This is a genomic window from Kitasatospora sp. NPDC024654 (assembly GCF_055559155.1).
The window spans coordinates 1-26,975 of the sequence record NZ_JBVHLF010000089.1; the positions used below are offsets into that span (position 1 = coordinate 1).

The following is a 26,975-nucleotide window of genomic DNA, read 5'->3' on the forward strand; positions in this document are numbered from 1 at the left end:
GATCGCCCCGTCCAGACTCCCGCCCCGGGCGGCCGCCGCCGCCTTGAGCGCGTCGGTGACCAGTTCGGTGCGCATGTGGTCTGCGATCGACCAGCGAGACACCGCTGACCCGGAGGGTCAGGGCTTGGGGAAGCGCACGACGTTGTCGGGCAGCCGGGCCTGTTCCTCGGCCTTGCGCAACCGGTCGGCCAGGACCGCGTTGGCGAGGACGAGATGGGTGACCTGGTCCTTCAAGCTGGAGTTCTCCGCCGTCAGGTCGGAGACCCGCTCCTTCAGCTTGGTGACGGTCTTCCGCAGCCGCGTCTCGGCCTCCGGAGTCTGCCTCGTCTCGGTGCGGACGCGTTCGTAGAACTCGTTCTTCAGGTCCGCGTGGCGCTTTTGCAGGGCCATGCGGTGAACGCCGGCTTCCGCCGCGAGGGAGACGATTGTCAGGGCGCCGTCGGAGGCCGTGGGCTGGCCGGCGAGGAGGCGGTCGATGGCGGCGCGGATGCGGGTTCGCTCGTCGTCGGGCTGCTGGTTCATGTGAGGGCCTCGGCAGGTTGGGCGGTGGTGTCGTGGGCGTCGGCGGTGGCTCGGTCGCGGGCCACGGCACCGCTCTGCACGACGCTGGCTACGCGCTCACCGTGCCCGGCACCACCGGCCTCGCCGTCGCCACCCGCCCCGAGGGCGTCGCCGTGACGTGGAACCTCGGCCCGCAGCCGCTCACCCCGCCCACGGTCCCGTTCGCGCTGCGGCTGTGCGACTCCGACCAGATCAGCGCCACGGCAATCCTCTCCATGGCCTCGACCGTGCTGACCACCCATCTCCAGGAGTCCGGCTTCACCCTGGCCGACCGCACCGGCAAGGAGATCCTCGTCACCGCGGCCCCGCCGACCGGCTGGGACCGGGCCGCCTACCGCGCCCGCCGCGACGCCGAGACGATCGCGGCCCTGTGCCAGCCGATCAGCGAGCCTGCCGCCCCGGACCGGCCCCGCGACCGCGTGCTGTGGTAGCGCCGCCGTTGAAAGTGCCGGCCGGAATTCCTGGTCAGCACTCCAAAAGGGTCAGCCGGGCGAAGACCGCCCGGTCGACCCCTTTGGGCTGAGCCGGTGTGTCAGGCGACGCGGTGTTCCCACCGCAGGGACGGCTTCTCGCCGATCCAGTACGACCGGGCATCGGTGGCGATCTGCTGACCGCCGACCCAGTAGGCGTGCGCCTGGGGGGTGATCTGGAGGCGGACAGCGCTGAGGTCGGGGCGTCCGGCCTCCTGCCAGGCGGTGAGCGCGCCCTCGATGGCGTCCCACAGCGCGACGGGGCCACCCTGGCGAACGGTCCAGCCGTCGCCGTTGTCGCCGAGCTGGGCGAAGGATTCCCGCTCGGCATCGAACAGGTACACCGCCTGCTCGCCGCCGTCGGCGACCGCCGTGACCAGCTGGGCGCCGGGGGCGGCGAGCTGGGCGAGGAAGGCCGGCGTCCACTCCTGCAGCAGTTGTGGGGCGATCGGGGTGTGCCGCTCGGTGTCGGCGTACGCGGCCCGGGCCGACAGGTCCCCCGCGAGCGGTACCACGGCCTGCGAGCGGGCGGGCATGAAGGAGGAGCGGCCGATGATCCGGCCCTCGGCGGTGCCGTCGTCCTTCACCGTGACCTTGGCCAGCCCGGTGCCGTACGCCCAGGAGCCGACCGTGGCCAGGATCGTGCCGCCAGGCTTGGTCTGCCGCACCCAGGTGTAGGGGATGCGCCGGACCGCGCAGGTGGCGATCACCTTGTCGTACGGGGCCCGGCGGGGGTGGCCGAGCAGGCCGTCCCCGGTCACGGTCCAGGTGGAGAAGCCGGCGGTCTCCAGTGCGGCGTCCGCCCGGGCGGCCACGTCGGGGTCCACCTCGACGCTGGTGACCTGGTCTTCGCCGAGCCGGTGGCACATCAGCGCGGTCGAGTACCCCGTGCCCGTGCCGATTTCGAGCACGGACTGGCCGTCCTCCACCTCCAGGGCCTCGATCATGCTGACCACGGTCGCGGGGATCGTGGAGGAGGAGGTCGGGAAGCCGCGGACCGGTTCGGCGACCTGGTCGGCCGTCAGGTGGCCGTCGAGCTGGGTGACCAGCGACTGGTCGCTGTAGGCGATCTCCACCCACTCCTTCGGGTCGGCGCCGAGCGCGGTCACCGGCCGCCACCGCCCGTCGTCGGTGGGCAGGAACACCCCGGGCTGCAGGAACAGCTCGCGGGGCACCGCCTCGACCGCTGATCGCCAGGCCGGGCTGGTCAGATCGCCGCTCGCTTCGAGGCGGTCGGCGAGCGCGCGGCGCTCGGCCGCCGTGTCGGGCAGGGTCATGATCCTCCTTGGTCGAGCAGGTCGGCGAAGGCGGCGGTGAGCTTCAGCTCCGTCTCGTCCTCCAGCCAACCCCATTGGCCGTTCGGATTCAGCTCAAGCCAGTGAGTGTCTCCCTGGCGGTCGACGGCGAGGTCGAAGCTGCCCGAGGCCAGGCCGAAGTGCTCCAGATAGGCGATGAGCGTCTTCTCCAGCCGGTCGGGCAGGTCGATGACGCTGTAGGTGAGCGCGCTGTAGTCCTGGCGCCAGTCCAGCAGGTCGGAGTCGATCCGCACGGCGAACACCTTCTGGCCGACGACCACCACGCGCAGATCGCAGGCCTTGTCCACGCGGGCCTGGAACAGGTGCGGCACCACGGTGATGGACTCGTCCAGCTCGTCGGCGGTGACCGGCTCGGTCCACGTGGTCAGCCCCCTCTCGCCCCGCCGGTAGGGCGTCCAGCGCAGCACCTTGTAGACCACCTCGCGGTGGGCGGCGATGAACTCCCGTACCTGGTCGAGGTCGTTGGAGACCAGGGTGGGCGGCACGGTCAGCCCCAGGCGCTGGGCCACCGCCAGCTGGAGGGGCTTGTGCTCGGCCTCGAAGTTCCGCAGCGGGTGGTTGACGTATCGGCAGGCGGGAAGCGCGTACAGCACGCCGCCGAGTCCGTGCCGTACCTGGGCGACGGCGAACCGGGCGTCCGCCTCGTCCAGGTGCTCGAAGGCGGGCCAGGTCGGCCGGCGCCAGTACAGCGAGCGGATGTTCTCAAGGTCCGCGGTCCTCGACGGGGTGCGGACCTGCCCGGCCACGGGGGCCGGGCAGGTGCCGAACCGGGCCGAGACCGCCAGGTTGCCGCCGATGTCGGCGGGGTTGAACCTGACCACTGGCACACCGCGCCGGTTGAGCTCGGTGATGACCAGGTCGGCGGTCTGGTCGTCCGCCTCGGTGGCCACCACCACCGGTCCCATACCCGTCATGGTCATCAGTCCTGGGTGCTGTCCTGGTCGTGGTCGGAGTCGTTGCGACTGTCCAGGTTGGTGGACTGCGGGTTGGTCTCGGTGCCCTTGCTGGTGCCGTGCTTGCCCATCTCCACCACCAGGCCGGCCCCGTCGCGGAACACCCCGGTCTGGGTGGCCGGGTCGATGGCGACCGTGGCGAACCCCGGCTGGTGGACGCTCGGGTACGGCCGCATCCGGCTGATGCCCCACGGGCGGACAGCGGTCTTCTGCATGTCGGATCCCTCCCTCGTCTTGGTTCGGACATTCCCTCGCGTGCTGTGCGGTGGTGCGCGGGCGCCGGCCGGTCTCGGGGGATGACCGGTCCGGCGCCCGTCCCGCCCCGGGGTGCCGTGCGGGTGCCGGGGCGGAGCTCTGGTGGGCCGTCAGGCGGCCGGTGCGTGCACGCGTTGGACGACGGCGGCCGAGCGGGAGGATGCGGGGGTGAGCTGGTCGGCGGCGATCTCGGCCCAGACCACCTTTCCGGCGCCGGACGGCTGCCAACCCCAGGCGTAGGCGAAGGCATCGACCAGCGCCAGGCCCCGGCCGTCCAGGTCGTCCGTCCCGGCCCGGCGGGGCTCGGGCAGACGCAGGCTGGCGTCCCAGACCTCCAGCCGCAGCCGCCCGTCCGCGAACCGCAGACTGACGCGGCAGCGGGCCTTCGTGTGCCGGACAGCGTTGGCGATGAGCTCGCCGGCGACCAGGTCGACGTCCCGCATCGCATCGGCCGACAGCGGCAGCCGCCAGTCGGCGGCGATCGACGCGATCAGGCGGCGCGCTTCGACGACGTGTTCCTCGGCCGGCTCGATGTTCCACTCGTGCGGGACCGGGAAGCGGGCGGCCATCACGCCGCCCCGCCCGTCACTGCCCGGATCGCCGTGTCGCACGGCCAGGGGGCCGCACCCGGCCCGGCAGTGGCCGGCCTCGTTGCCGTGGTCGGCCAGCACCGCCTTCGCGTCGGCCGGCAGCGGCGCGGGCGCCGGCTTGCGGCGGGGCCACGGGGACCAGCCGGAGGCGGCGGCCAGGATCTCGGCCCGGCGGTGCCTCTGCTGCAGCGTGCGGCGCTGTGAGGTAGGCATGACAGATGCTCCCCGAGTCGGCGGTGGACATCGGTGCCGCCCGGAGCCCCAGGGGAGCTCCCGGGGTGCTCCAGCCCCGGGCGGCATATCCGAGCAAACCGCTTGACGTGCCGTCAGGGAACGGCACTTCGCGTACCCGGAAGATCACTCCCGGTCAGGTGATGCACAGTGCATCACTTTGCCGCCCGGCCTATGCCGCGAGCAGGTTCATGTGCCGGGCGAGCGGGTTCAGCCCCTCCAGCCGCCGGCGGCCCTTGTTCTCCTGCAACTGGCGCACGACCTCGCGCGCCAGGACCTGGTAGCGCATCCACTCCGGCGCCATCGAGTGCACCCGGGTGAGGGTGGCCACCGCCTCGGCGTACTGGCCCTGCCAGGTCTGGGCCTGGGCGACGTCCAGCAGGTGCCGGCCCCGGGTCATCGGCGGGATCCTCGGCGTCGGTGACACCCCCAGGGCGAGCCGCAGCGCGAGCGCGGGCTTCTGCTGGGACATGGCGACCTCGACCGCGATCATCGTCACCCTCGACGGGCCGAACGCCGAGTGGTGGCCGCCGTTGACGTAGTCCATGGCGTCGATCTCCACCACGGTGGTGCACCGCTTCGCGTCTGCCAGTAGCTCCTTCGCCCCCTGGTAGTCCTCCTGCCGGGAAGCTGCGGTGGCGCTGGACAGCCGCAGCCGGCCCCACATCCGCACCGCCTGGTACTGCTCGCGCGAGAAGCGGGGATTGAGCCGGTCGGCGGCGGCCGTGGCGACCTGCCCGGCGAGCGCGCTCTCGTTCTGCCGCAGCAGCACCCATGCCAGCGCGTTGCACCCGCCCGCGACCAGCAGCGCGTCGTCGGCCGCGTCCGCCGCCAGCATCGACCGCTCCACCGCCGAGCGGGCCAGGTCGTCCTGCCCGAGGTGCCCGGCCGCCTGCGCGGCGGCCTGATACGCGCGGCTGAGCGCGGCATGGGCCGCCCGCCGCTGGTCCCCGCGCAGTTCGCCCGCCGCCGCGCGGGCGCCGGCCAGCAGGGAGGGCAACCCGGCGATCAGGTCGGAGAACTCGCCGCGGTGGTAGGCCTGCCACGCCTGCTCGACCGACCGGTTCAGGTCCTCGACGGCGGGCACCTCGGCACTCTCGGCCGTCACCGGGACGCCGGGCAGGCCGGCGAGCGGGTGGATCGCCCGCCGCAGCCGGGCGATGCTCTCCTCCCGCCCACCGTCGTCCTGGTGGAGCGTCTGACGCGCTCCGAGCAGGACGGACGGCTTCACGTCCAGCGCGCTCGCCAGCTTCGAGACCGTGCCCATCAACGCGGTGGTCCGCGCGCCCCGCTCCAGACCCCGGATCGTCGGCAGGCCGACCCCGGACTTCTCGCTCAACTCGCGCTGGGTCATGCCCGCCTGGCCCCGCAGGCGGGCGAGGTTCTCGCCGATCGTCGGTTCCGTGGTCACCGGTGGCTCCCCTGGTTGGATACCCGTACCCGGACGGTACCCGCCCGGGCGAGGCCCGCGAACCGGAACTGCCCGGCCGGCAGCGGACCTTCGCGCCCACGTATCCGGCTTCGCCGGCCCGGCGGCGCACTTCGGTGAAATCACAACGGGCCCGCCCTCCGCGGCACTACCGTCCAGCCGGACGACCGACTCGGGCCGAGGGGCGGGTTGTGGAGCTCGATCACGGCAGGGCCGTTCGAATACGATGGGCAGGCCGACCAGGTGCAGGGCGTCCATCACGTGGTCGGCCAGCACCGGGTCGATCCAGGCACCGCTGGCGGTCAGGGCTGGCGTGGACGGGGGAGTGGGGCCGACCCGAACAGGGGCAGGCGTGGACCGTACGCCTGGACGACGACGGCACCGTCCACGCCACCGCCGCCGACGGCACCCACGTCATGGGCTGGGCGGGTGTCCCCTGGGCCGTCCCCGAAGTCCTCGCCCTCTTCGAGACCGGAACCCGCCGACAGCCCGCCTTCCCGCGAGTCGATGACGCCAGCTGGATAGACGCCCTCACGAAACCGACCTACCCCTGCCCCGACGACGAGCACCTCGACGCCGCCTTCGACCAGGACCCGCAGCCCCTCGCCGACCTCACCACCGGCTGAGCGTTGCAGCTTGGCCAGGTCCTCGGCGGCCCTGGCCAGGTGCGGGCGGACACCGCGAGCCGTCAACACGGGCTGACCAACTTACCTGTGGCTTTGTCGAGTTACGGCATCATGCCCCCGTGAACACCACCCTGCAGGCCAGTCTCCCCCGGCTTCAAGCCGCTTGCGCCGCCCTCGACGTCGCCTTTCCAGCGGATCTGGCCCGCCAGGACGAGGCCGTCCAGCTCTCTGCTCTCGCCACCCACCTCCGCCAGGCATCGGACGCCGTCAACGACTCCATCAGCGGCGACGCCGCAGTCCAGGACGCGATCACCCGCGCTCCCGGGCTGTGACCCGGCGGAGCGGACCACAGCACCGCGATCCAAAGCCTCCACCGGCTGCGTCCTCCTACTGGTTGATGAGCTGCAGGTAGTGGGCGAGGTAGGGCGGCACCTTGCGGGCCGTCGCCTCGGTGAGCGGCACCCAGGCGACGGCCTGGCCCTCGTTGCCGAGCCGGATCACCTCCGGCGGGCCGTCGTAGACCGCGAGGAGCACCCGCGACATCGAGGAGACCAACTCGTGCCTGGGCCCGGACAACGGCCGCACGTCCCCGATCTCGATGCCGGCCTCCTCCATGACCTCGCGCACTGCGGTCTCGGCCGCCGTCTCATCGCGCTCCCGCCACCCGCCAATGGGCGTCCAGTAGCCCGGCCAGGCGATGCCGTCCTTCTGATCGCGGTGGTGCATCAGCAGGTGCCCGTGCCGGTTCGTCACGAACACGATCACGCCCTCGAAGTCCTGGTCGGCCGGAGCCGGCCGCTCCAGGTACAGCGGCGCGCCGCCGCGCGCGGCGCGCATCACCTGCAGGTCCAGCCGGTATTCCTCCGGTGTGAGGTGGTGGCGCCAGTTGTAGTCGGTCTCGAAGCGGTACTCGGTGTGCTCGGCCGGGTCCAGGACGATGCGGGCCTGCTGCTCGGAGGTGAGCACGCCGCCGTCGAAGACGTAGCCACACGACGGGACGGGCCTCATGGCGTTGGCCTCCTGGTAGATCACCGCGATCAGCCGCTGCCGGCACACGTCGGGATTCTCCGCCAGCAAGTCGAGGCCGATCTCCTCCTTCGTCTCGCGCAGCGCGGTCTGGTACGGCGTTTCGCCGAACTCGACGTTCCCGCCGGGCCAGTCCCAGCGGTCGGTGTCGACGGCGTTGCGCATCCCGAGCACCCGGCCTTCGGGGTCACGGACCAGGAAGCAGCCGTAGACCATCGGCCGGGCGATCGTCTGCACATAGGCGCTGACTGGGCGCCAGCCGGAGGTCAGCCGGCGAGTGAGCCAGTCGATCACCGTGCGGTAGCCGTCGCTGGTCGGCGGCAGCTGGTCCGGGGCGAACCAGCCCCAGTCGTCGTGCTCGGTCAGCACCACCGCGGTATCGGACGCCACCGTGACGGTGAAGACGAACTGCCGGGTCCTGCGCCCCCGGGTGTTGATGAAGTCCAGGTGCCGCACGTACTCAAGGTCGGTGCGGTGGATGCCCGTCTCCTCGGCCAGCTCCCGGATCGCCCCCGCGAGCGGGTCCTCCCCGGGCTCCATCCCGCCGGCCGGGTAGTCCCAGATGCCGGGCAGCACATCGTCCGGGCGCCGACGCATCAGCAGCACCCGGCCGTCCGGGTCGAGCACCACCGTGCCGGCGGCCAGCTTCTCCATGCCGTCCGTCAGCGCCTGCTCGGCGAGCAGCTTGTACGAGATCACGTGGTGTTTCCCTTTCTTTCGTTGCGGCCGCCCCGGGGGGTCGGCTGGCCCTTCCAGCGGGCTACCGCCGTGTTCCGCGAGCTCAGGTCCCACTCGTAGCCGTTGGGGTTCATCCAGGCCGTGGACGTGACATGCGCCATCCGCCAGTGGAGCCGGGCAACGTGGCCTTCGGGGCACCGGAAGGTCCGCGTCGGCGCCGGTCCGTTGAAGGTGTCGTCCGGGATGGTGCAGAAACAGACCAGGGTGACCCTGTACCTCGCGTTCCCGCTCACTCGGCCGCGCGCTGCGCGGGTACGGCCTGCCGCGGTCGTGCTGCAGCGCGCCCAGGTCGGAGAACATCCCCGGCGCGGCGGCCAGTTCCTCGAACCTCCCTTCCTGGATCACCCGGCCGTGGTCGAGCACGACGATGCGGTGCGCGACCCGGGTGCTCTCCAGGTTGTGGGTGACCAACATGGTGGCGTGGTCCTTCGCCAGGGTGGCCAGGCCGGTGAAGATACGGTGCTCGGCACTCGCATCGGCGCTGGTCGGCTCGTCAAGGATGAGCAGCGAGGCCTGCCTGTGGAACGCGGCGGCGGTCACCATTCGCTGCCATTGTCCCTCGGTCAGGTCGGTGCCGCCCCAGAAGTCCTTGGCCAGCAGGGTGTCCAGCCCGCGGTCCAGCTCGTCAATGGCCTCGTCAGCGCCGGTCGCGGCGGCGGCTTCCAGCACGGCGGCGTCGCCCCGGCCGGTGGGCTGTCCGAGCGTGATGTTCTGACGGCTGGTGAGCGGCCAGTGCGAGAAGTCCTGCTGCACAAACGCGGTGTGCCGCCACAGCAGGGCCGGGTCCAGGTCGCGGGTGTCGCGACCGTCCCAGGTCACCGCGCCGTGACCGGGCAGGGTCAGTCCGCACAGCAGCTTCATGTGGGTGGACTTCGCGGCGCCGTTGACTCCGACCACCGCGACGATCTCCCCGCGCCTGATCTGGAAGTCGACGCCGCGCAGCGCGGGCTTGTCGGAGCCGGGGTAGGTGTAGGTGACGCCCTTCGCCTGGATCATCGTGACCTCGGCCGGCGGCGCTTGGGCATCGCGGTCCAGGCGCTGGGCCCGGGCCATTTCGACGAACCGGGTCCAGTCGCCGACCCACAGGCCGCTGCGGTGGACGGCGGCGCTGACCCGGGGGCCTTCCGCCCGAGCGCTCATCGCCTCGGTGCTGCCACTCGCTCCGTCGACGGTCATCTGCTCCTCCGCCCCCGGTCCGGGTGCACCGGGCGGGTCGTCACGATCGAGGCCTGGGCGGACTCGGGATGCCGGCCGCCTGCGGGATCTCTCAGCTGCGGCGGTGGGCCCCTTCGAGACGCTGGTTGGCCTCGTCCATGCTGAAGGTCTCCGGGGCGAAGCCGTCCTCGAGGTCGTAGCCGAGGAGATGTCGGATCCGCTCGCCCCGGTGGGGGCAGGTGTCGGCCAACAGGAGCTTGAGCTGTGCGAAGTCGTCCGGGCCGGTGCAGTCCTCGACCGGGCAACTGCCAGCGCCGTCGGTGCACCGGGCGCGAGCGAAGAGGCTCGGCTCTGGGAAGCGGCGCTCGACGGTGACGGTGTGCCGCCACTCTGCTTCGTCGGGGTCGTAGATGAAGCGGAAGCGCTGGCCGGGCTCCAGGGAGCGCGCGAGGGTGACCGAGTTCGCGTCCCGGTCCACGTCCCACAGCGAGGGGTCTCCGTAGCCCAGGCGCCCCAGGGTGAAGTAGTGGCCGCGGTTCTCCACCCAGCCCATGGCGTCCTCGACGGCCCGCCCGAGAAGGCCCAGGGTCCAGTGGTCGGGGACCTGGAGTCGGCGCCAGACCTTGGGGTCCTTCACCGCGTCGAGGGCGATGTGCAGCTCGAGCAGGTGCGGGTTGAACTGGTCAGCAGCCCAGACGGCGCCGAACTCGGTGAGTCTGGCCTCCGTTTCGCCGCCGGACAGGTCCAGGACTCCGAGGTCAGCGTAGCGGGCGAGGAGGTAGGTCACGTCCCGGTGCACCAGGCGCCGGCAGTCCTCGAGCTGCCTGCCGGTGGGCGGGTAGTCGTCGTGCTCGGTCAGGGCATCCCACACGGCGCCGACGATCTCCGTCACCTGGACCGCGTCGTCGGTGCCGTCCGGGAGGTGCTGCCACAGGGTCTCGTGGGCCAGGTCGGCGTCCTCGTAGACGTAGGAGAGCCAGGAGTAGCGGCCGACGTAGGCCTGGCAAGAGGTCTGAAGGGACTTCAGCAGCCCGTCGCGCAAACGCTCGCGGTCGTCGGCCAGGTAGGCGTTCTTCTTCACGGGGAGCAGGCGGCAGTGCTCGACGCGGAGCAGGCGAGCGATCTTGGCCCAGGCGAGAAGGTCCTGGAGGTGCCACAAGTCGGCGCTGGAGCGCACGCGACGGTGGTGGTCGGCGATGCCAGCGAACTCGTGGTCGCCGGTGTGCAGGGTCTCGACGAGGTAGCGGGCGTCGGCCAGGCGCAGGTTCCCGTTCGTGGTGAGCGGGCGGCCGTCCCCGACCCACTGCACCAGCCGCTGGAGCTGGTCGACGGCGGACAGCGTAGCGGTGGTCACGGCATGCAGCTCCTGCTGGGCGTTCCGGGCGGACAGGTGCGGGGCCGTGAGGTAGGCGCGTTGGCCACGGGCCGCGCGGTGCGGGGTGGGGCGGGAAAGTGGGCGCGGGTTCGCTTTGATCCTTCCCCATCCGCGGGGCGCCGTGCACCTGGTTCGCTGCCGAGCGCGCCGCGATCGGCTGAACTCGCCCGATTCTCGTCGGCCGGGCATCGTGCGGGTCTAGAATCGCGGGTCCACCACACGAGCGGCGGGCGGCGGCGTAGTTGGTGCCGCTACTGCGGGAGGGCGCGGGCCGCAGAGCCGGGCGACTACTGGGGCCGGGGTTCGGGGGCGAGGGTGATGGCCATCCACGAAGGTGCCTCGTCGCGGTAGCTGTGTCCGAGGGGCTCAAGCCCGGTCTGGTCGTCGAGACTGAAGCACGTCACCATGATCATCTGCGATCCCTCGCCGACGGGGAAGAGGGGGGTACCGCAGCACGGGCAGAAGCCGCGCTTCAAGGTCAACGCGGCGGTGCGCGAGGCCGGGTACACGTACTGGTGCGGGACACCGGAAGGGCACATCGTGGAGTGGGCGCCTCCGACGCTGCGGGTGTACCGCCGCGCGGCTGAGCCGCGGTTTCTCCTGGATCTGGAGGGCGTCTTCGAAGCGGAGTGGACCTACGCCGCGAGGCTGCCGGACGTGATGAGCCTGCTCGCCCAGTGGGCACCGGCGGTCCAGGGCCTCGCGTTGACCGGCCACCTGCTGACCCAGGCCGACGGCCCGGACCCGAGGCGTCCGCCCGGCGCCGTTCCCGGCCCGGGACGACGGTCCTGGAACTGATGGGTGGGGAGTTGGGCATCCGATGACGTTCACCGCCGTCCATCCGGAACGTGGTCTGCTGGACTCCACCGACCCAGAGCTGGGCTGCGGGTGGAGGTGGGAGGCGGTCCACCGGGTCCGGCCCCGCGTGCCGCTCAGCTGTCCCGAGTGCGGGCACGGCCTCCATGGGAAGGTCTCCCCCGCACCACGGCGGCTGCGCTACTTTGCCCATGACCCTGGCGGCCCGCGCTGCGACCTCGCCGAGCAGACGCTCGACCACCACCTGCTGAAGCTGGAGATCGTCACCACGGTCCGTGCGGTCGGCACGATTTCGTCAGCAGGTGCTCATTGGGGCACTGGTATAGCGGCTGACACGCCAGCTGCCGTCGGGCATCCGACGGGCTTCTGCCGTTGCCGGGACCCGTGGAGGGGTTCCTGGGGCCTTGGAGGCGCTTCCTCCCTGCACGATGGAGTACACCGTCCAGCCCGAGACGTCCAGGCAGTCCTTGATCTCGGCGGTCGCCGGGGAGGCTGTGAGGTCAAGACTGGTCACCTCCGGGTGGTTCACCTGGGAGCCCTTGAAGCGGAAGCCCTTCTGCTGCTCCTCCGTCATCTCGGAGACGGCGTCGCTGTATGCCGTATCGACGGCGACCTGGGCGAGAAGGTTCACGTCGCTGCGCCCGGATATCGATGCATTGATCTTGTAGGCGATGAAGGCCTGGTAGGTGGTGAGGACCTGTTCTCTCGCGGCCACGGTCGGATCCGGTGAAGCCGAGGCCACGACCGACCGCGGAGTACTCGCTGCGCCGGCCTTCCCCTCACCCGTCGAGGATGCCCTCGGTCCCCCGCAGCCAGCCGCCATCACGACAACCGCCACAACCGCCACCACATTCCCGCCCCTGCCAGCCTGCCGCCGAACCCGGACAGCGCTGTCTCGCCAGCCCACCCGCAACCCCCGTCCATCGCCATCTTCTGACGCCCCCACATTAGCGCCGGGATCCAGTCATGAACTCGCCGTCTGCAGAACGCACCATCACAGGTCGGACCACGGCGCCGGTGCGAGGGCCGGGAAGCGCGGAGCCATGGAGCGCCAGGAGCGGACCAGGGCGGCCCCTCTTCTGTCCCGTCCCGAATGATCTGGTCCGAAGCCGGGGCGGTGACCGGGCCCGTCCAGGGCTGCCGGGCGGGCCCTTGCCGCCATCCTCCCCGACGGCATGGGGCCGGGTGCGGGCGAACACCGCGAGCCGTCAACATGGGTTGATCGACTTACCTGTGGCGTTGTCGAGTTACGGCATCATGCCCCCGTGAACACCACTCCGCAGGCCAGTCTCCCCCGGCTTCAAGCCGCTTGCGCCGCCCTCGGCGTCGCCCTTCCAGCTGAGCTGGCCCGCCAGGACGAGGCCGTCCAGCTCTCTGTTCTCGCCGCCCACCTCCGCCAGGCATCGGACGCCGTCAACGACTCCATCAGCGGCGACGCCGCAGTCCAGGACGCGATCACCCGCGCTCCCGGGCTGTGGCCCGACAGAGCGGACCACAACAGCGCGATCCAAAGCCTCCTCGACCGGATCGACCCCCACCTCGATGCCCTGACTGTCGACCTGTCAGCCCCGGGCGCCGTCGCCATCTCCTGGCAGGTCACAGCCGAAACCGGGATCCCCCTAGAGGGCTTCGCCCTGGCTGCCGCCCGGCTGCTCTACGCCACCGGCGACATCCTCCGCCTGCGCGCCCAGCCGGACGACCAGTACGACGACCATGGCACCGACCGCACGATCGAACGCATCCACGACGGCCTCAACATCCTCGGCACCGCGCTCAACCGACGCCAGGCCGCTGTCCTGGGCGTCGACCTGGACGAGTCGCCGTGACTTCGGGGCGGCCCAAGCTCACGCTGGCGTCCGGAAACAACACCGATTTGACGTGCAGATGCCTTCAGCAGACCGGTACCACTGCCCTGGGCAGAGCCGGGACATCCTAGTGCGCTTCGTGGCGGAGAAGGCGGTTGGACATCTAGTGGAGCCAGAGCCCCATGGTGAACGTAGGACTTGACACCCTGTGAGAGGAGCAGCATGACTCGGCTGTTCGACCGGCAGCTTGCCCAGCCGAAGCCACCGTCGCTGTACGACCTCCTGTCAGCCGCCCAGGACCTGGTAGGCCCTGTGGCGCAGCAGACCCGCCGCATGCTGGCGGACCCGCACATGGTTCGTGTGGCCCGGGCCCTGCGTCCACAGGGCGCCGGACTGCTGACGGACGAGGCCGAGCGCATTCCCGTGGTCGCCGCTGAGGCGGTCCACGACAGCATCGCCGGAGCGCGGGCGGAGAGTTTGTACGGCTGGCTTCGACGATGTGTGGTGCGTGCACCGCACGAGGCGATGTACGTCGAGGTGCAGAAGCTGCGCGGGGAACTCGGCCCGGTACAGGCGTACGGGTGGCTGGTGATCACCAGGCCGATCGGCGAGGGTTTCGAGATGCAGGCGCTCCTGGCAGCCGAGATGGGCCGGGGCAAGCTGCTCTCTCCGCTGGCGACGTATTGGGTCGAACTCGACCGCGAGGGCCGGTACCTGCCGGAGCAGGATTCCGACGGCCCTGCGGTGCGGGTCGCTTTCCCCGACGATCCCGCCCGTCCCGGGCTCCTCCCGTCGGTGCTGGAGCCGCTCGCGGTGAGTCTTGGCTCGACCGTGGGGACGCTTCTGGCCGCGTTGGCGGTCCTCGCTGAGGAGCCCCCGCTGGCTGTCACGGTCCCCGATGCACGGCAGTCAGCCGCCTACCGCAGGCGCTCCGGACGCAACCTGGTGTCCTACCAGCGCATCCCCCGCCAAGCCGAGGCACTGGGCCGGCTCTTGGACGGGCTCGCCCAGCAGTAGAACCGGATGTCCCCGGCAACCCGGTGGGCGCGGCGTCCACATTCGGGTGAGATGCCGTACTCGGAGCCGACGGTGCGTCAGCATGTCGGCGTTGAAGAACGCGAAGACCTGGCACGAACGCGGTACACACATCGAGCGACGCCCCTCTCCCCCCTGTCGACCGCCGGGCGGCCGAGCAGGAGCCCTGCCCCCGCTGCCGGGCGGGCGCGGGCTCAGCGTGCCGGAACGTCGACGGCAAGCCGGTCCCACCCCACCCGCCACGGTTCGGAGCCGCCCGCGCCCGGGCGCAGCAGCAGGGCGGCTCAACCGGCCGGCGCGAGCCGGTGCCGATCGAGAGGATCCGCCCCGTTTTTTCCTCCGGTCGCCAAGCCGTCGGTGTCGGGCTGGCCACGTGCCTCGTCAGGTGGCGATTGCTCGGGCGAAGCGGGCGACCACCGGGGAGAGGTAGTCGGCGCAGTCCCCCAGAGCCACCGCCTCCTGTCCGCAGCGAACCACGGTCAGCCGGTCGAGTTCGGGGGCACGTCCATGCGCGAGTTCCTTCTCCGTGAGCTCCTGGTGGTGTTTGATCACAACTGCGGCTGGGATTGGTGGCGCGAGGAAGTGGATACCGACGTTGCCGCGCTCGCCACGGGTGACCCCCCAGATCGTCACCTCGTCCGGGCCAAGAACCATCCCGGCCTCCTCCTCCACCTCCCGCACCGCGTGCCGCCGCAAGGCCATCACGTCGAGCGGCTCCCCGACGGCAGGTGGCTCCACCGACCCCCCGGGCAACGTCCACCGGCCCGGATACGCCGTGGCAGCCGACCCCCGCCCCACGACAAGCCCGCCCTCGCAGGTGGGCTGCAGCACCGTGACGAAGAGCGATGCCGGCGCCCACGAGCAGCCGACGACGTCGCGGAGCACGCGGTAGCGGTAGCTGACCCCCGTCCAGGCCACCACCAACCCATCCCTGCTCTGGTCCACACCGAGACAGGCCACAACCGGGCCATCGAACAACGCCGGCTGCCTGACCAACGCCTGCGCCCAGTACCGATCCATGGCCAGCAGCTCGTCCGGGGACAGCTGGGGAACCGCCACCTCAACCAGCCGGAGCCTCGAAGCATCGAAAAACTCAACAGAGATCATCCGGCCATGGTGGCACCGACCCAGGCATAACTCCGGACCGCCGCCAGCATGGCGCTCGCCTCGGTGTTTCATCGTGATTCCCAGGAGTGGTGACGGACTGTCACGGCATGGAAAAGGTGCCCCGTGAGCTGCGATGATCCGGCTTGTCTAAGGCTTGGATCTTGAGCAGGTGGGGGCACCTTTCACGTGCACGATAGCGAGTGGAGCCGGGGCTTGGCCATGTCGGCGGACGGGCGAGGCCAGGTCGGGCATGTCGGCGGGGTCCATCTGCGACTGCTTGCCGAACGCACTGGTCTGACCGGAGCACTCTCGGGCGCGCTCGCGCGGCGCGGATTCCACCCGCTGCACGATCGTGGCCAGGTCTTGGTCGATCTTGCGGTGGCGATCACCCTCGGCGCCGTCTGCATCCGCGATGTCCGGTTGCTTGAGCATCAGCGGCCGGTCTTCGGCCCGGTCGCCTCGTTCCCGACCGTGTGGCGGGCATTGAAGGAGAGCGACGAGTTCGCGCTGCGGCGGATCGAGCGGGCCCGGGCCAGGGTGCGGCGGCACGTGTACGCCCTGCTGCGGGACCGGACCGAGGGCTTCCCCGAGGTAGAGGTCGACGGTGTGCCGCTGCGCGGGTGGACGGTGATCGACAGTGATGGGACGCTGATCAACGCACCCTCCGACAAGCAGGGCGCGCGCGGCACCTACAAGGGAACCTTCGGGCACCACGTGTTCGTCGCGACCTGCGACAACACCGGCGAACAACTCGCCGCGGTGCTGCACGAGGGCAGCGTCAGCGCCAACGACGCGGCCGTGAACATCAACATCCTCACCCGGGCGGTGGCCCAACTTCCCTGGTGGAGACGGCAGAAGATCCTGTTCCGGGTGGACGGGGCCGGGTTCTCCCACGACCTGCTGGACTGGATCGCCGGCGCGGGCGGGCGGGCCAGCCCGACCTTCCGCTGGGAGTACTCCGTCGGCTGGGCGGTCACCGAGCGCGAACAGGCGGCCATCGAGATCGTGGACCGCCAGGGCCTGTGGCAGCCGGCCACCGGCGCGGACGGCGAGGTGCGCGAGGACGCGTTCGTCGCCGACATCACCGGCCTGCTCGGCGACCTGACCGGCTGGCCGAAGGGCCACCGCGTCATCGCCCGCAAGGAGCCCCTGCACCCCCGCTACACGAAGGACGCCTCCGCCTATGAGATCAAGAAGCAGGCCCGCTACCAGACCTTCGCCACCAACAGCCGCCGCGGCCAGATCGCCTTCCTGGATGCCCGGCACCGCAAGCACGCCCGCGTTGAGCCGAAGATCCGCGACCAGAAGGCGTCCGGCATGGGCCTGCTGCCTTCCCGCGAGATGACCGTGAACGCCGCCTGGCTGACGGCCACCGCGATCGCCTGCGACCTGCGCGCCTGGCTTCAACTCCTCACCCTGGACGGCGAGGAGGCCAAGGCCACCCCCAAGACCCTGCGCTACCGCATCCTCCACGTCCCCGCCCGACTGGTGCGCGGCCAGCGCAAACGCCGCCTCAAGATTCCCGACAGCTGGCCCTGGGCGGAGGCGATCGTGCGGGCCTTCACTCGCGTCCTCGCCCTCCCTCGACCCACCTGACCAGCGCGAACCAGCCCCAGCGAGCACCGAGAGGAGGGCCTCGCGGTCTCCGGGCCCGTGGAACCCGGCGTTGCCCGGCACGACAGCCGACGCGCAGCCCTGACCGGAACCGCCCACGGACAGGGATCAACGTGACACCACGGGCACGAGATCAACTGGCTGCCACGATGAAACAACGAGGCTCGGCGCACCGGGGCAGCTGGCGCTATCACCGTGACCATGGGGTTCGCAGGCTGAGATCGTGCTCTTTTCCACGTGGCTGCTATTAACCGTGGACCGGTCGGACCGAGGCGCTGCGGTAGGGGTTTCGGGCGATGCCCGTAGTATGGCGGACGGTTCCGGGTAGGAGGGCGCCGTGCTGGTCGGCTATCAGGTTCCGAGATCGGGTACCCACACCAGGCGTACGACGTCGATGATCGGCCCGTCGGGGTCGGCGGGGTTGACTACGATCTCCGCGGTCACGGAAGGCGCCAAGACGACGGAGCGCAGATCCCCCCACTCGTCCACCGGCGTGCCGGACGTCGGCTCCAGTCGCTGGATGCCGATGGTCACGGCGGCGAACAGCTGTGGATCGGTGTCGCTGATCGCGAACAGTGCCTGGGAGGGCTGATGCTGCAGGGCGATGCGCCAGTCGCTCACGCGGCGCTGTCCACGATCGTCGTGCGGCCGGACGCAAGCACGGGGGCAATCGCCGCGTAGTAGCCCGGCCGGTCGGGACCGTAGGCGGCGCTCATCGCGCGCAGCCACCACGAGGTGATGACGGCCTCGCGCTCGACCTGATCCTCAACGGGCCCGAACTGGGCATAGAACTCGGCCCGCTGCTGGAAGCTCAGCCCGGCCGTGATCCCATCCAGACTTCGAGGCACGCGCAGCGTGCCCGACTCCGCAGTTGCGGTCATTACACCCTCCCAAGGTCAGCCTCTCCGACGAACGTACCCGGTGGGGGCTGTCAGCACCATGCCGGGCACGGCCGGTCATGAAGATCACGGGTGCGGCACTCGGCGCAGCGGCGTCAAGCCCGGCCCGGCGACGGACGAGGTCTTTCGCTGCACGCCTGCCGAGGCGGTGGCGGGTTCGGGACCGGCCGAACGGTGGTCGGGGCGGGCCCTCGGCGTTGACCTGGCGGGGCGCAGGCCGGGCCCCCGGTGCCGTCCGTCCGGATGATTCTGACCGTGGGAGGGTCCGTGGCTGTGCCAGGGTCCTCCCTGCCGAGGTGAAGAACCTTGTGGCTGCCAAGCGGCGTCCTGCGCCGCATCGCCGTCTTCCAGGCCGGCAACGGTCCGTGGTGGTTCACCGGGTGGAAGACCGGGAGACGACGAAGCAGCAGTGGGGCTTCGAGCTCATCTACCACCCTGGAAGCAGCGTTCCCCACGACCGCGTCATCGAGCTGCTCACCGATCCCCGCTTCGGCCTACCTCTGGTGCTCGAGCGCCGGGACTGCCGGTGCCCCCCACGAGGACGAGTGGACCCGGTGTTTGATCGCCCTCACCTCCCCGCTCAGCCCCGAGGTGCTCCTGGAGCCGCGCTTCGGATACTGACCTCGCCGCGCGGCGACCAACCCTCCGCGTGGCGGCCGGTGGTGGTGACACCATCGAGCATCAGGCCGCCGCCCACGTGTAGTTCGCTGTCCTCGGCCGCGGCGGTCACCCCGCTGAGCGGGGCGGGGTGGGTCTGGAACTCCCGCCGTTAAATGCCGAAAGGGGCGCGCTGGGAGGCGCCTGCCATGTGATGAGCACGCCAATCGCTCGGATGGCGGGGCAGCTCTGCGCGGCTATGTCGCCAACCATCAGCGTGCTGGCACAGTCTTCCCATGACACAACTCGACACCATCGACGTGACGGACCTGAGCCTGGTCTTCCGCGGCCGACCTGTGGCGACCGCCGATCCGGAACTGCTGCGCGACGCCGGAGAGCCGGGTGGGGAGTTCTTCACAGCGGTTGTCGAGAGTCGGTTCAAGGCTGCGGATTGCGAGCTGGTCGAGGTCGACAGCGACGTGATCAGCGTCGGGTTCGGTGCAGGTGAAGTCAGACTCACCCCGGACGTCTCTGGCTGGCACGCGGCCGTAACTGATTGGGGATGGACCGAGTACCCCTGGGACCTGGTCACCCCCGAGTACCGGCCAGCCCTCGTGCGCTACAACGACACCGTGGAGCCGCTACGCGATGCCCTCGCACCTGTCACGGCCGATCTCCTGCGGAGCGCGGAGCGCACGTCACCGGGCACCGCCGCGGATTTCGTGGGCCAGGCAGTGGAAAGGCTGGGCGCTTGGATGGAAGCGCTCTCCGAACTGGACAGCGCGCTCGGTGCGCCCCGGCATCCAAGCAGCGAGTTGGAGGCGCTCCAGAAGCTCACCCAGGATTTCCACGTGGCCCGCGAGCAAATCGTCGCTGCCGACATGACCTACCGGTACGGTTCGGCCTGGACTGGCCCGAATGTCGGCCTCGGACTGCCGCTCGCCTGGTACAACCTTGCGGCCGGACCGATCTTTCTCTTCCGTGCAGCCAACCACCCCTTTACGCCTGCTGCGCTCTTCGACCAGGTCCTACTCGACATCGTCAACGCGCAGTAGGAACAAAAGCACTCGTCGGGAGGCCACGGCGCTCCGCGGCCGCCAGTACGGCCAGCTCCACGGCCACGACAACCGCCTCGTGCTCTCCCTCACGGTCCCATGGTCGTCTCGCGGTGATCAGCGTGAGCGCGGCCCCGACTCGTGACCGCTTGCGGGACGTCCCAGTCCGCGTAGCGGCAGTCGGCCTAGCTGATGCCGTCCCAGATCTCGGAGCGACCAGTTTCTAAGGCCGAGGTCGGGCGCTGGTACGGCTCCAAGAAGCCGCGCGCCCCGAACCCCCGAATCGGGCTGAGACCGACCCGCAGTAGGTGCCGGAGCGATCTGGCGCTATGGAACGGTCATCGGGCGGCCACCTTCTCGATCGCGCGCAGGATCGCGCCGGGCGCCCGCAGCGGCGGCAAGTGGTCGGCGCCGGCCAACCAGACCAACTCGCAGCCGATCCGGGCGGCGGTCTGCTCGGCGCAGTCGATCGCCGGGCGACGGTCGAGGTCGCCGATCAGCACCACCGCAGGCAGGCCGGAAAGCCCGCCGAGCCGGCCGAAGACCGGCGGGTCGGACTGCTGGTGGACATCCTCGCCGGGCCAGGCCCGGGCGGCGGAGCGCAACTGGGCCACGACCGCCGCGTTCGAACCGGCCGCCGCCCACTCGCGCAGGCCGTAGGCGGTCAGCCCATCCAGGTCGCCAGCGGCTACCAGCTGGTCATACTCGGCATCCAGCTCCGGCTCGGCCGGCCACGGGAAGCCGGGCACACCGGGGCACAACAGCACCAGCGACTCCACCCGCTCGGGCTGCTGGAGTGCGAACCCGAGCGCCGTCCCGCCGCCCATGCTGCAACCGACCAGGCGGACCCGGTCGAGCCCGAAGTGGTTCAGCACCGCGTGCAGGTCAGCGAGGTTCGAGTAGGCGGTGGTGGGCTCTGGCGAGCGCCCATAGCCGCGCACGTCGTATCGGATGACCCGGTAGTGCGCGGTGAGTTCGGGCAACAGCCCGTCCCAGATCCGCGAGTCGCCCACCCCAGGGTGCAGCAGCACCAAGGGCGGCCCGTCACCCCCGCTGTCCGCCGCCCATACGCCTCCGTCGCCCAGCTGGATCAACCCGTCCGATGTCATGGCGGTCATTGTCCGAGCCAAGCCGCTGGCCCCGCACTGGAATTTAAAGCAACGGCATTGCATCTTGTCAGGCCCCGGAAACCAAGATGTCTCCTGCTGGCTCACCGCTCCCCTCAGGGGTGGTCGGCGCCGTCCGGCCACAGTGTTCCAGGCCGGGGTGATGAGCGCGGCCAGGCGTCAGAAATACTCGCCGCAGAGCCCTCGTCGGACAGCCCGCCCGCTTTGACAGAGTGTCCCCCATGACCAAAGCCCACAGTGAGTTCCGACAGATCGGCGACGCGGTGGTGAAGCTCAACCACGTCTACGGACTGCTAGCCACCGGATCGGATGATCCCATTCGCCGTCAACAGGCCGTCACCCAGCTGAAAGACCTTCGGGTCAAGATTGACCAGCTGATCACATACCTGAGCAGCCGTGGCCTGGATGCGGTCCACAGAAGCGCACCAGCTCCTGACCAGAAGCAGATGCCGGCCTTGGGACCAACTTGCACTCAACTTCTGCTCGACGTAGACAGCTGCCGAGACTGGCCCACTCCCGTGGTCGTTCATCGCGTCATCACAACGTTCCGCCGGATCAGTGCCGGAGGATCACCGGTGGGAATCGCCTCGTCGATCGACGAGGCGGTGCAGCTCCTTGGTGGGGCCGCCATGGAGGGCGAGCACTGCGATGAGGACGGCCACCGCCACGTACTCATCGAATGGCGAGGCGGGGGCCCCGACGTGTGGCCGGGCACTAGCAAAGAACCCAACCTGGTCGACTGCGCCCTGTAGTGGCCGGACGGCGGAGTCATCGTCGACGTGGTCCTGACCTTGCGCCACAGTTCTCGCAACCATTCCTGGCTTTCCCGGTCCACGTCGTCGGACAGCACCAGGATCCGGGATCCGGCGGCACGTGCCGGCGCGAGCGGGGCGGTAGCGGCCTGGGCAAGGACGGGGGCCAGCCCCGCGACGACTATGAATCCTCGGCGATCCATCCCTTGGCGTTCCATCAGTCCTCCTACGACGGCAGCGTGGTCAAGCAGGTCGATCGCGGTCTGGGGGGTCCACCTGGCATTCAGGAGGTCTCTTTCACTCATGCACGCCAAGGACAGCCATTGCGGCCACGGGCGGTCGGCGACTTCAGCCCCCGGGATGCCGTGCAGGACCGCCATCGCCTTCTGGGCACTGGGTTCGGGAGTAATGCCGTGCCGGGTCAGCGGGTGACGCGCTTTCGGTCCAGCGGGAGGCTCCGTGACCGAGTTGCTCGTGGATGTCGCTCAAGCGTTTGAGGTACTTGGTCGCTGACCACTCGTTCTGCCGGAGCAGGTAGGTCCGGGGGTGTTGGTCGATCTCCAAGTGTCCGTCACCACTTCATGATGCCCAGCCGGCGCCGGATTCAGCGGGCGCCGGGGCGGGCGGACGAGGTCTTTCGCTGCACGCCTGCCGAGGCGGTCGCGGGTTCGGGATCGGTCGGACGGTGGTCGGGGCGGGCCCTCGGCGTTGACCTGGCGGGGCGCAGGCCGGGCCCCGGTGTCGTCCGTCCGGATGATTTTGACTGTGGGAGGGTCCGTGGCTGTGCCAGGGTCCTCCCTGCCGAGGTGAAGAATCGAACGAAAGGTCCAGCAGGCTGCCGCCCTGGGGCGTGCCGCACGACCAGGAGCGTGAGATGGCGACCGTCGTAGTGGACTGTGCAACGGGCCGGCCCGCCGATGTGGTGCCGCCGGTCCAGGTCTACCGTGACGGCGGTTGGGAGAGCCTTCACCCGGACCCGGTCGCCTCGCTGTCGGCTGCGGCCGAAGACTGGAACGCGGCGGTGCGCGAGGCCGGGTACACGTACTGGTGCGGGACACCGGAGGAGCACACCGTGGAGTGGGCGCCTCCGACGCTGCGGGTGTACCACCGCGCGGCCGAGCCGCGGTTTCTCCTGGATCTGGAGGGCGTCTTCGAAGCGGAGTGGACCTACGCCGCGAGGCTGCCGGACGTGATGAGCCTGCTCGCGCAGTGGACGCCGGCGGTCCAGGGCCTCGCGTTGACCGGCCACCTGCTGACCCAGGCCGACGGCCGGGACCCGGGGCATCCGCACGGTGCCGCTCCCGTCCCGGGACGACGGTCCCGGAACTGATGGGTGGGGAGTTGGGCATCCGATAACGTTCACCGCCGTCCATCCGGAACGCGGTCTGCTGGACTCCACCGACCCAGAGCTGGGCTGCGGATGGAGGTGGGAGGCGGTCCACCGGGCCCGGCCCCGCGTGCCGCTCAGCTGTCCCGAGTGCGGGCACGGCCTCCATGGGAAGGTCTCCCCCGCACCACGGCGGCTGCGCTACTTTGCCCATGACCCTGGCGGCCCGCGCTGCGACCTCGCCGAGCAGACGCTCGATCACCACCTGCTGAAGCTGGAGATCGTCACCACGGTCCGAGCGGCTGGGGCTTACGCCGAGCTGGAAGCCGCCGGCCGGGGCTGGCGCACCGACGTGCTCGCTACTGCCGTGGACGGCCGCCGCGTCGGCTTCGAAGTGCAGCTCGGGTCGATCACCGCCGCCGAGATGGGGCAGCGCGCCGCGCGGATGGCCGCTGAGGAGGTGATGGCCTGCTGGGTGGCTCTCGGTACGGGCGAGCGGTGGCTGGCGCAGCAACCCGCCATCGGCGTGCATCCGCCTGAGGAAGGCGCGGGGCAGTGGCGGATCGCGGCGGGCCTGCTGCGGTTGGTCGGGCAGAGGCCCGACCCGGCACGGGGACTTCCGCCGGTGTGCTGGAATCAGGTTGAGGGCGCCACTTTGCAGGACTTCGTGGGGTGGGCGTTGGCCGGTTGGGTCGTTCCCCGCAGGTTCGCGGAAGATGAGAAGGTCTGGGTCGGCGACTGGACGGCTCCCGCTTACCTGGAGCGTGCCCGGGCCGTGCTGATCGGCGAACAGGCGGCACGGCGACCAGTCGGCGCTGCTGGGCGCGCGTGGTGACGCGGGCGCTGGTCCGGGACGCGGAGGGGGCGCAGCAAGTGTTGGGGCAGCGGGAGTTGGAGTCGCTGGACGGCATCGTCGAGCGGGTCCTGTACGTCGGTGGCGGGGGGTTCACCGCGGTGCGGCTGGGGGTGGAGGACGGGGAGAGCCTGACGGTCAAGGGGGAGGCCCTGCTGGGGGTACAGCCCGGCGAGACGCTGCGGCTGACCGGCCACCACGCGGTGCATCCCACGTACGGGCGGGAGTTTAGGGCGGTGGGGTGCCAGTACGTTGAGCCGGCCACCGTCCACGCCATCCGTTCCTATCTGGCCTCCGGACTGGTGCGGGGCATCGGACCCAAGTTGGCCGACGCGATCGTGGACGAGTTCAAGCTGGACACCCTGCAGGTCATCGACACCACCCCCGAGCGGTTGCTGGAGGTCCATCTGATCGGCCGCGGCCGCCTCGGGGAGATTGTCGCCGCCTGGCAGGTCCACCAGGAGGTCCGCCAGCTCATGGTCCTGCTGCAGGGCGCCGGGATCTCGGCCACCCACGCCCCGCGCATCGTGCGGCACTTCCGGGTCGATCGGCAGGAGGCTCACGACGTCACCGACGTTCTGGACATCGTGGAGAACACGCCGTACCGGCTGACCGAGGTCTTTGGAATCGGCTTCGCGACCGCGGACAAGCTGGCCCTGTGGCTGGGATTGCCTGAACGCAGTTCCCAGCGGCTGCGGGCCGCCTTGCTGCACACGCTGGACAGCGCTGCCGGGGACTGCTTCTTGTGGGAGTGGGAGCTGTTCCGCAAGACCGTGAGGAACCTGCGCGACGACAGCTTGGCCGATCTGCTGCCAGCCGAGCTCGCTTCCCTGACAGCTGACCAGCGCGTCATTGTGCAGGCGCTACCCGACGATGATGCACGGCTGCGGCCGGCGGTGTTCACCCCGCGTCTGCACGCGGCCGAGCAGAGCGTGGCCAACCGGATCGCCCGGCTGCGCGGGACCGGCACTCGGCTGGCCACCCTGGGCCGGTGGAGCACCGAGCCGCTGCCGGTGTTCGACAGCGCCGCCGAGCTTGCTCCGGCCCAGGAGGCCGCCGTGCGGATGGCACTCACCGAACCGGTATCGGTCCTGACCGGCGGCCCCGGCTGCGGCAAGTCCTTCACCGTCCGCACGATCGTCGACATCGTGGAAGCCGTCGGCGGCCGGGTCGCGCTTGCCGCCCCGACTGGCCGGGCCGCCAAGCGCCTGGCCGAGCTCACCGGCCGCAACGCCTCCACAGTGCACCGCCTGATCAAGGGTCGCCGCGAGGACGAGCCGGAGCCGGTGACCCTGTTTGATGCCTACGACCCACTGGACGCCGCTGACCTGGTGGTGATCGACGAGGCGTCGATGCTCGACGTGAAACTGCTGGACCGGCTGCTGGGCAAACTGGCACCGGGTGTGCACCTGCTGCTCGTCGGCGACGTCCACCAGCTGCCGAGCGTCGGGCCGGGGCAGGTTCTGCGGGACCTTCTCGCCGTCCCGCAGCTCCCCCGGACCGAACTGACGCAGATCTTCCGGCAGAGCCAGGGCAGCGCGATCATCACCAACGCGGACCAGATCAAGAGGGGCTGGCCCATCCGCAACGGGGACGACTTCTACTTCTACGACGTCCGCCGCAAGGACGAGGACCGCACGCTGCCCGGACCGGAGGAGATCCAGGCCACCATCGTTGACATCGTCACCAAGCGTCTTCCCCGCCGGTACGGCATCGACCCGGCCGACATTCAGGTCCTCGCCCCCAGTACCAAGGGCCCGCTCGGCACCCACGACCTCGCACTGGCCATCCAGGCCGTGGTCAACCCGCACCGCGACGGCGCCGCGCAGCACTGGGGCGACGGCCGGCCGTTCCGGCTCGGGGACCGCGTCATCGCGGTGCGCAACGACCCCCGCAAGGGTGTCGTGAACGGCACCACCGGCAAGGTCACCGTGATCGACGACAAGGAGCGCCAACTGCGGATCCTCAGCGACGACGACGGCGCTGAGGTGGTCTTCGCCTTCGACGAGCTGGACGAGCTGCTGCACGCCTACGCGATCACCGTGCACCGCGCCCAGGGCAGCGAATACCCGATGGTCGTGGTGCCCCTGACCAAGACGGGCCCCTCCTACCTCCTGCTGCGACGCAACCTCCTCTACACCGCCGTCACCCGCGCCCGGCAGATGGTCGTCCTGGTCGGCGACCCCGACGCGCTGGAGCAGGCGATCAAGCGGCCCGCGGAACGCCGGAACACCTCGCTCACGGTGCGCCTGCACGAGACCCTGACCAGCACGGTGGTGCTCCCTGCGCCGAGCCGGGCGGTCGATGGCCAAGCCGCCCTGCACTGAGGTGCCAGTGCCGCGCAGCGGGCCCGGGAGGGGCTACCCGCGACCGCACTGCAGATCCCGTTCGTCGCACTCCTTGTCGTTCAGCGTTCGACTTCGAACAAGCAGACCGGTTGATCACTCGTTGGCGTGTCTGGCGGGGTTGTGCGGCGCGGTACGGTTTCGCGGTGAACGTTGCATACGCTCCCACGACGACCGGCCGCGCCTCGGTGGCGTGCCCAGCGTCGGTCTCTAGGCCCGGGGGCTTGGGGTGACGCCGCTGATACCCGCCTACGAGGCCGAGCAACGCGCTGCAGAAGCGGGTGGGCGCCTGATCGATCTGGCGCAGCGTCAAGAGCGGGGGAGCGAGCAGACGTGCCCCTGGGACCTGGTGATGGCTGTGGGGCTGGGGCCGAAGGACAGGGCGGCCGCGGCCTGGATCGTCGCCGACGAGATCATGTCCGACCGCACCGGAGTCGAACGTGAGGCCTACCGCCTGTGGCGGGGCGCCACGTTGGCCGGCACGAAGCTGACCGGGGCGGACCGCGTGATCGTCCACTCCTTCGCCTACCCCGTCTTCGGTACCCCTGCCGCCAGCGCCCCGAAGGACGACGGGGTGCCGGGCTACGTCGGGGAGTGGCTTTGGTATCTGGCCATCCGCGACCGTCCGGTGCAGCCCGGACACACCGTGGAGGTCCTCACGGCGCCGGGCATGGACGTGCGCGACAGCGGTGGGGACGGCAAGCCCGGCAGCCCCGCGCTCCGGCCTCGATCGTGGGACGGCGGCACTCAGGAAATGTCCGGGGCCCCGTCGGACTGTCGACGGTCACGTAATTCCCCAGGGCAAACGTCATGTAATTCCCCACCCTCTCTGGCAAAGTGGGTCAAGTCAGGCATACTGGATGATTCGATGAGTTGAGGGCGGAGAAGGAGGAGTGCCCGGTGGCCAGCACGAACGAC

Annotated in this window: 26 protein-coding genes and 1 pseudogene; 14 read left to right on the top strand and 13 right to left on the bottom strand. The window is 70.4% G+C overall.

Annotated elements, in window-relative coordinates; all coding sequences use genetic code 11:
- Positions 1-117: 117 nt before the first annotated feature.
- Entirely contained in the window at positions 118-522 is a 405-nt protein-coding gene (locus ACZ38L_RS32495; protein WP_465700149.1) for a hypothetical protein, read from the bottom strand.
- 32 nt (positions 523-554) lie between these two features.
- On the opposite strand from ACZ38L_RS32495, the gene ACZ38L_RS32500 reads away from it, so the two are divergent.
- Positions 555-992, top strand: a complete 438-nt coding sequence (locus ACZ38L_RS32500) for a hypothetical protein (protein ID WP_465700151.1) — start codon at positions 555-557, stop codon at positions 990-992.
- A 101-nt stretch (positions 993-1,093) separates the two neighbouring features.
- Here ACZ38L_RS32500 and tgmC read toward each other — a convergent pair whose 3' ends face one another.
- From tgmC to ACZ38L_RS32525, 5 genes are all read right to left on the bottom strand, one after another.
- Positions 1,094-2,308 carry an ATP-grasp peptide maturase system methyltransferase gene (gene tgmC, locus ACZ38L_RS32505; protein ID WP_465700153.1) on the bottom strand — a complete coding sequence of 405 codons (1,215 nt, stop codon included), beginning with the start codon at positions 2,306-2,308 and terminating at the stop codon, positions 1,094-1,096.
- The gene (gene tgmB, locus ACZ38L_RS32510; protein WP_465700155.1) at positions 2,305-3,261 is read right to left on the bottom strand and encodes an ATP-grasp ribosomal peptide maturase; all 957 of its coding nucleotides are present in this window, start codon (positions 3,259-3,261) and stop codon (positions 2,305-2,307) included. The genes tgmC and tgmB overlap by 4 nt, the downstream gene beginning before the upstream one ends.
- A 5-nt stretch (positions 3,262-3,266) precedes the next feature.
- A complete protein-coding gene (gene tgmA, locus ACZ38L_RS32515) occupies positions 3,267-3,515 on the bottom strand; it encodes a putative ATP-grasp-modified RiPP (RefSeq protein WP_465700157.1) in 249 nt (82 codons plus the stop codon).
- Between the two features lie 150 nt (positions 3,516-3,665).
- Positions 3,666-4,358 carry an ATP-binding protein gene (locus tag ACZ38L_RS32520; RefSeq protein WP_465700159.1) on the bottom strand — a complete coding sequence of 231 codons (693 nt, stop codon included), beginning with the start codon at positions 4,356-4,358 and terminating at the stop codon, positions 3,666-3,668.
- A gap of 190 nt (positions 4,359-4,548) precedes the next feature.
- Entirely contained in the window at positions 4,549-5,787 is a 1,239-nt protein-coding gene (locus tag ACZ38L_RS32525) for a helix-turn-helix domain-containing protein (protein WP_465700161.1), read from the bottom strand.
- Between the two features lie 434 nt (positions 5,788-6,221).
- Here ACZ38L_RS32525 and ACZ38L_RS32530 point away from each other — a divergent pair, with 434 nt between their 5' ends.
- Entirely contained in the window at positions 6,222-6,431 is a 210-nt protein-coding gene (locus ACZ38L_RS32530; RefSeq protein ID WP_465700163.1) for a hypothetical protein, read from the top strand.
- 119 nt (positions 6,432-6,550) lie between these two features.
- The gene (locus ACZ38L_RS32535; RefSeq protein WP_465700165.1) at positions 6,551-6,763 is read left to right on the top strand and encodes a hypothetical protein; all 213 of its coding nucleotides are present in this window, start codon (positions 6,551-6,553) and stop codon (positions 6,761-6,763) included.
- A gap of 55 nt (positions 6,764-6,818) precedes the next feature.
- On the opposite strand, the gene ACZ38L_RS32540 is transcribed toward ACZ38L_RS32535, so the two are convergent.
- Both ACZ38L_RS32540 and ACZ38L_RS32545 read right to left on the bottom strand, forming a co-directional pair.
- A complete protein-coding gene (locus ACZ38L_RS32540; protein ID WP_465700167.1) occupies positions 6,819-9,371 on the bottom strand; it encodes an NUDIX domain-containing protein in 2,553 nt (850 codons plus the stop codon).
- 91 nt (positions 9,372-9,462) lie between these two features.
- Complete coding sequence (locus ACZ38L_RS32545; RefSeq protein WP_465700169.1) at positions 9,463-10,704, bottom strand: plasmid pRiA4b ORF-3 family protein; 1,242 nt, start codon at positions 10,702-10,704, stop codon at positions 9,463-9,465.
- Positions 10,705-11,130: 426 nt separating this feature from the next.
- On the opposite strand from ACZ38L_RS32545, the gene ACZ38L_RS32550 reads away from it, so the two are divergent.
- Complete coding sequence (locus ACZ38L_RS32550) at positions 11,131-11,523, top strand: hypothetical protein (RefSeq protein WP_465700171.1); 393 nt, start codon at positions 11,131-11,133, stop codon at positions 11,521-11,523.
- A 313-nt stretch (positions 11,524-11,836) separates the two neighbouring features.
- Here ACZ38L_RS32550 and ACZ38L_RS32555 read toward each other — a convergent pair whose 3' ends face one another.
- Positions 11,837-12,256, bottom strand: a complete 420-nt coding sequence (locus ACZ38L_RS32555; RefSeq protein ID WP_465700173.1) for a hypothetical protein — start codon at positions 12,254-12,256, stop codon at positions 11,837-11,839.
- A gap of 550 nt (positions 12,257-12,806) precedes the next feature.
- On the opposite strand from ACZ38L_RS32555, the gene ACZ38L_RS32560 reads away from it, so the two are divergent.
- From ACZ38L_RS32560 to ACZ38L_RS32570, 3 genes and pseudogenes are all read left to right on the top strand, one after another.
- On the top strand, positions 12,807-13,367 hold the full coding sequence (locus ACZ38L_RS32560; protein ID WP_465700175.1) for a hypothetical protein: 561 nt from the start codon (positions 12,807-12,809) through the stop codon (positions 13,365-13,367).
- A 201-nt stretch (positions 13,368-13,568) separates the two neighbouring features.
- Positions 13,569-14,363, top strand: coding sequence for a hypothetical protein (locus ACZ38L_RS32565; protein WP_465700177.1), 795 nt, complete (start codon positions 13,569-13,571; stop codon positions 14,361-14,363).
- A 173-nt stretch (positions 14,364-14,536) separates the two neighbouring features.
- Positions 14,537-14,647, top strand: a pseudogene (locus tag ACZ38L_RS32570) (zinc finger domain-containing protein); the annotation flags it as partial.
- Positions 14,648-14,762: 115 nt separating this feature from the next.
- Here the strand turns inward: ACZ38L_RS32570 and ACZ38L_RS32575 are convergent.
- On the bottom strand, positions 14,763-15,488 hold the full coding sequence (locus ACZ38L_RS32575) for an NUDIX hydrolase (RefSeq protein WP_465700179.1): 726 nt from the start codon (positions 15,486-15,488) through the stop codon (positions 14,763-14,765).
- A 219-nt stretch (positions 15,489-15,707) separates the two neighbouring features.
- Here ACZ38L_RS32575 and ACZ38L_RS32580 point away from each other — a divergent pair, with 219 nt between their 5' ends.
- A complete protein-coding gene (locus ACZ38L_RS32580; RefSeq protein WP_465700202.1) occupies positions 15,708-17,084 on the top strand; it encodes an IS1380 family transposase in 1,377 nt (458 codons plus the stop codon).
- Between the two features lie 369 nt (positions 17,085-17,453).
- Here the strand turns inward: ACZ38L_RS32580 and ACZ38L_RS32585 are convergent, their stop codons facing one another.
- On the bottom strand, positions 17,454-17,723 hold the full coding sequence (locus ACZ38L_RS32585; protein ID WP_465700181.1) for a hypothetical protein: 270 nt from the start codon (positions 17,721-17,723) through the stop codon (positions 17,454-17,456).
- Positions 17,720-17,983 (bottom strand): hypothetical protein, encoded by a 264-nt coding sequence (locus tag ACZ38L_RS32590; protein ID WP_465700183.1) that lies wholly within the window; start codon positions 17,981-17,983, stop codon positions 17,720-17,722. Before ACZ38L_RS32590 ends, ACZ38L_RS32585 begins: the two co-directional genes overlap by 4 nt.
- A gap of 911 nt (positions 17,984-18,894) precedes the next feature.
- On the opposite strand from ACZ38L_RS32590, the gene ACZ38L_RS32595 reads away from it, so the two are divergent.
- Positions 18,895-19,653, top strand: coding sequence for a hypothetical protein (locus ACZ38L_RS32595; RefSeq protein WP_465700185.1), 759 nt, complete (start codon positions 18,895-18,897; stop codon positions 19,651-19,653).
- Positions 19,654-19,991: 338 nt separating this feature from the next.
- On the opposite strand, the gene ACZ38L_RS32600 is transcribed toward ACZ38L_RS32595, so the two are convergent.
- Positions 19,992-20,762: an alpha/beta fold hydrolase gene (locus ACZ38L_RS32600; protein WP_465700187.1), complete on the bottom strand. Its 771-nt coding sequence runs from the start codon at positions 20,760-20,762 to the stop codon at positions 19,992-19,994.
- Between the two features lie 239 nt (positions 20,763-21,001).
- Between ACZ38L_RS32600 and ACZ38L_RS32605 the strand changes: the two genes are divergently transcribed.
- The 5 genes from ACZ38L_RS32605 (at position 21,002) to ACZ38L_RS32625 (ending at position 26,934) form a co-directional block, all read left to right on the top strand.
- Positions 21,002-21,532, top strand: a complete 531-nt coding sequence (locus ACZ38L_RS32605; protein ID WP_465700191.1) for a hypothetical protein — start codon at positions 21,002-21,004, stop codon at positions 21,530-21,532.
- Between the two features lie 874 nt (positions 21,533-22,406).
- Positions 22,407-22,862 carry a hypothetical protein gene (locus ACZ38L_RS32610; RefSeq protein WP_465700193.1) on the top strand — a complete coding sequence of 152 codons (456 nt, stop codon included), beginning with the start codon at positions 22,407-22,409 and terminating at the stop codon, positions 22,860-22,862.
- A 127-nt stretch (positions 22,863-22,989) separates the two neighbouring features.
- On the top strand, positions 22,990-23,694 hold the full coding sequence (locus ACZ38L_RS32615; protein ID WP_465700195.1) for a competence protein CoiA family protein: 705 nt from the start codon (positions 22,990-22,992) through the stop codon (positions 23,692-23,694).
- A gap of 38 nt (positions 23,695-23,732) precedes the next feature.
- Positions 23,733-26,039, top strand: a complete 2,307-nt coding sequence (recD2, locus tag ACZ38L_RS32620; RefSeq protein ID WP_465700197.1) for an SF1B family DNA helicase RecD2 — start codon at positions 23,733-23,735, stop codon at positions 26,037-26,039.
- A gap of 247 nt (positions 26,040-26,286) precedes the next feature.
- Positions 26,287-26,934, top strand: coding sequence for a hypothetical protein (locus ACZ38L_RS32625; RefSeq protein WP_465700199.1), 648 nt, complete (start codon positions 26,287-26,289; stop codon positions 26,932-26,934).
- The last annotated feature ends 41 nt before the right edge of the window (positions 26,935-26,975 follow it).

What these genes read in the sequence shown, in the direction of transcription:
- ACZ38L_RS32580 (WP_465700202.1), top strand. Translation starts at nt 15,708, where the DNA reads ATGTCGGCGGACGGGCGAGGCCAGGTCGGGCATGTCGGCGGGGTCCAT.
- ACZ38L_RS32600 (WP_465700187.1), bottom strand. Translation starts at nt 20,762, where the DNA reads ATGACATCGGACGGGTTGATCCAGCTGGGCGACGGAGGCGTATGGGCG.
- tgmA (WP_465700157.1), bottom strand. Translation starts at nt 3,515, where the DNA reads ATGCAGAAGACCGCTGTCCGCCCGTGGGGCATCAGCCGGATGCGGCCG.
- ACZ38L_RS32605 (WP_465700191.1), top strand. Translation starts at nt 21,002, where the DNA reads ATGACCAAAGCCCACAGTGAGTTCCGACAGATCGGCGACGCGGTGGTG.
- ACZ38L_RS32550 (WP_465700171.1), top strand. Translation starts at nt 11,131, where the DNA reads ATGATCATCTGCGATCCCTCGCCGACGGGGAAGAGGGGGGTACCGCAG.
- ACZ38L_RS32590 (WP_465700183.1), bottom strand. Translation starts at nt 17,983, where the DNA reads ATGACCGCAACTGCGGAGTCGGGCACGCTGCGCGTGCCTCGAAGTCTG.
- ACZ38L_RS32565 (WP_465700177.1), top strand. Translation starts at nt 13,569, where the DNA reads ATGACTCGGCTGTTCGACCGGCAGCTTGCCCAGCCGAAGCCACCGTCG.
- ACZ38L_RS32610 (WP_465700193.1), top strand. Translation starts at nt 22,407, where the DNA reads ATGGCGACCGTCGTAGTGGACTGTGCAACGGGCCGGCCCGCCGATGTG.
- ACZ38L_RS32520 (WP_465700159.1), bottom strand. Translation starts at nt 4,358, where the DNA reads ATGCCTACCTCACAGCGCCGCACGCTGCAGCAGAGGCACCGCCGGGCC.
- tgmB (WP_465700155.1), bottom strand. Translation starts at nt 3,261, where the DNA reads ATGACGGGTATGGGACCGGTGGTGGTGGCCACCGAGGCGGACGACCAG.
- ACZ38L_RS32495 (WP_465700149.1), bottom strand. Translation starts at nt 522, where the DNA reads ATGAACCAGCAGCCCGACGACGAGCGAACCCGCATCCGCGCCGCCATC.
- ACZ38L_RS32575 (WP_465700179.1), bottom strand. Translation starts at nt 15,488, where the DNA reads ATGATCTCTGTTGAGTTTTTCGATGCTTCGAGGCTCCGGCTGGTTGAG.
- ACZ38L_RS32595 (WP_465700185.1), top strand. Translation starts at nt 18,895, where the DNA reads ATGACACAACTCGACACCATCGACGTGACGGACCTGAGCCTGGTCTTC.
- ACZ38L_RS32530 (WP_465700163.1), top strand. Translation starts at nt 6,222, where the DNA reads ATGGGCTGGGCGGGTGTCCCCTGGGCCGTCCCCGAAGTCCTCGCCCTC.
- tgmC (WP_465700153.1), bottom strand. Translation starts at nt 2,308, where the DNA reads ATGACCCTGCCCGACACGGCGGCCGAGCGCCGCGCGCTCGCCGACCGC.
- ACZ38L_RS32540 (WP_465700167.1), bottom strand. Translation starts at nt 9,371, where the DNA reads ATGACCGTCGACGGAGCGAGTGGCAGCACCGAGGCGATGAGCGCTCGG.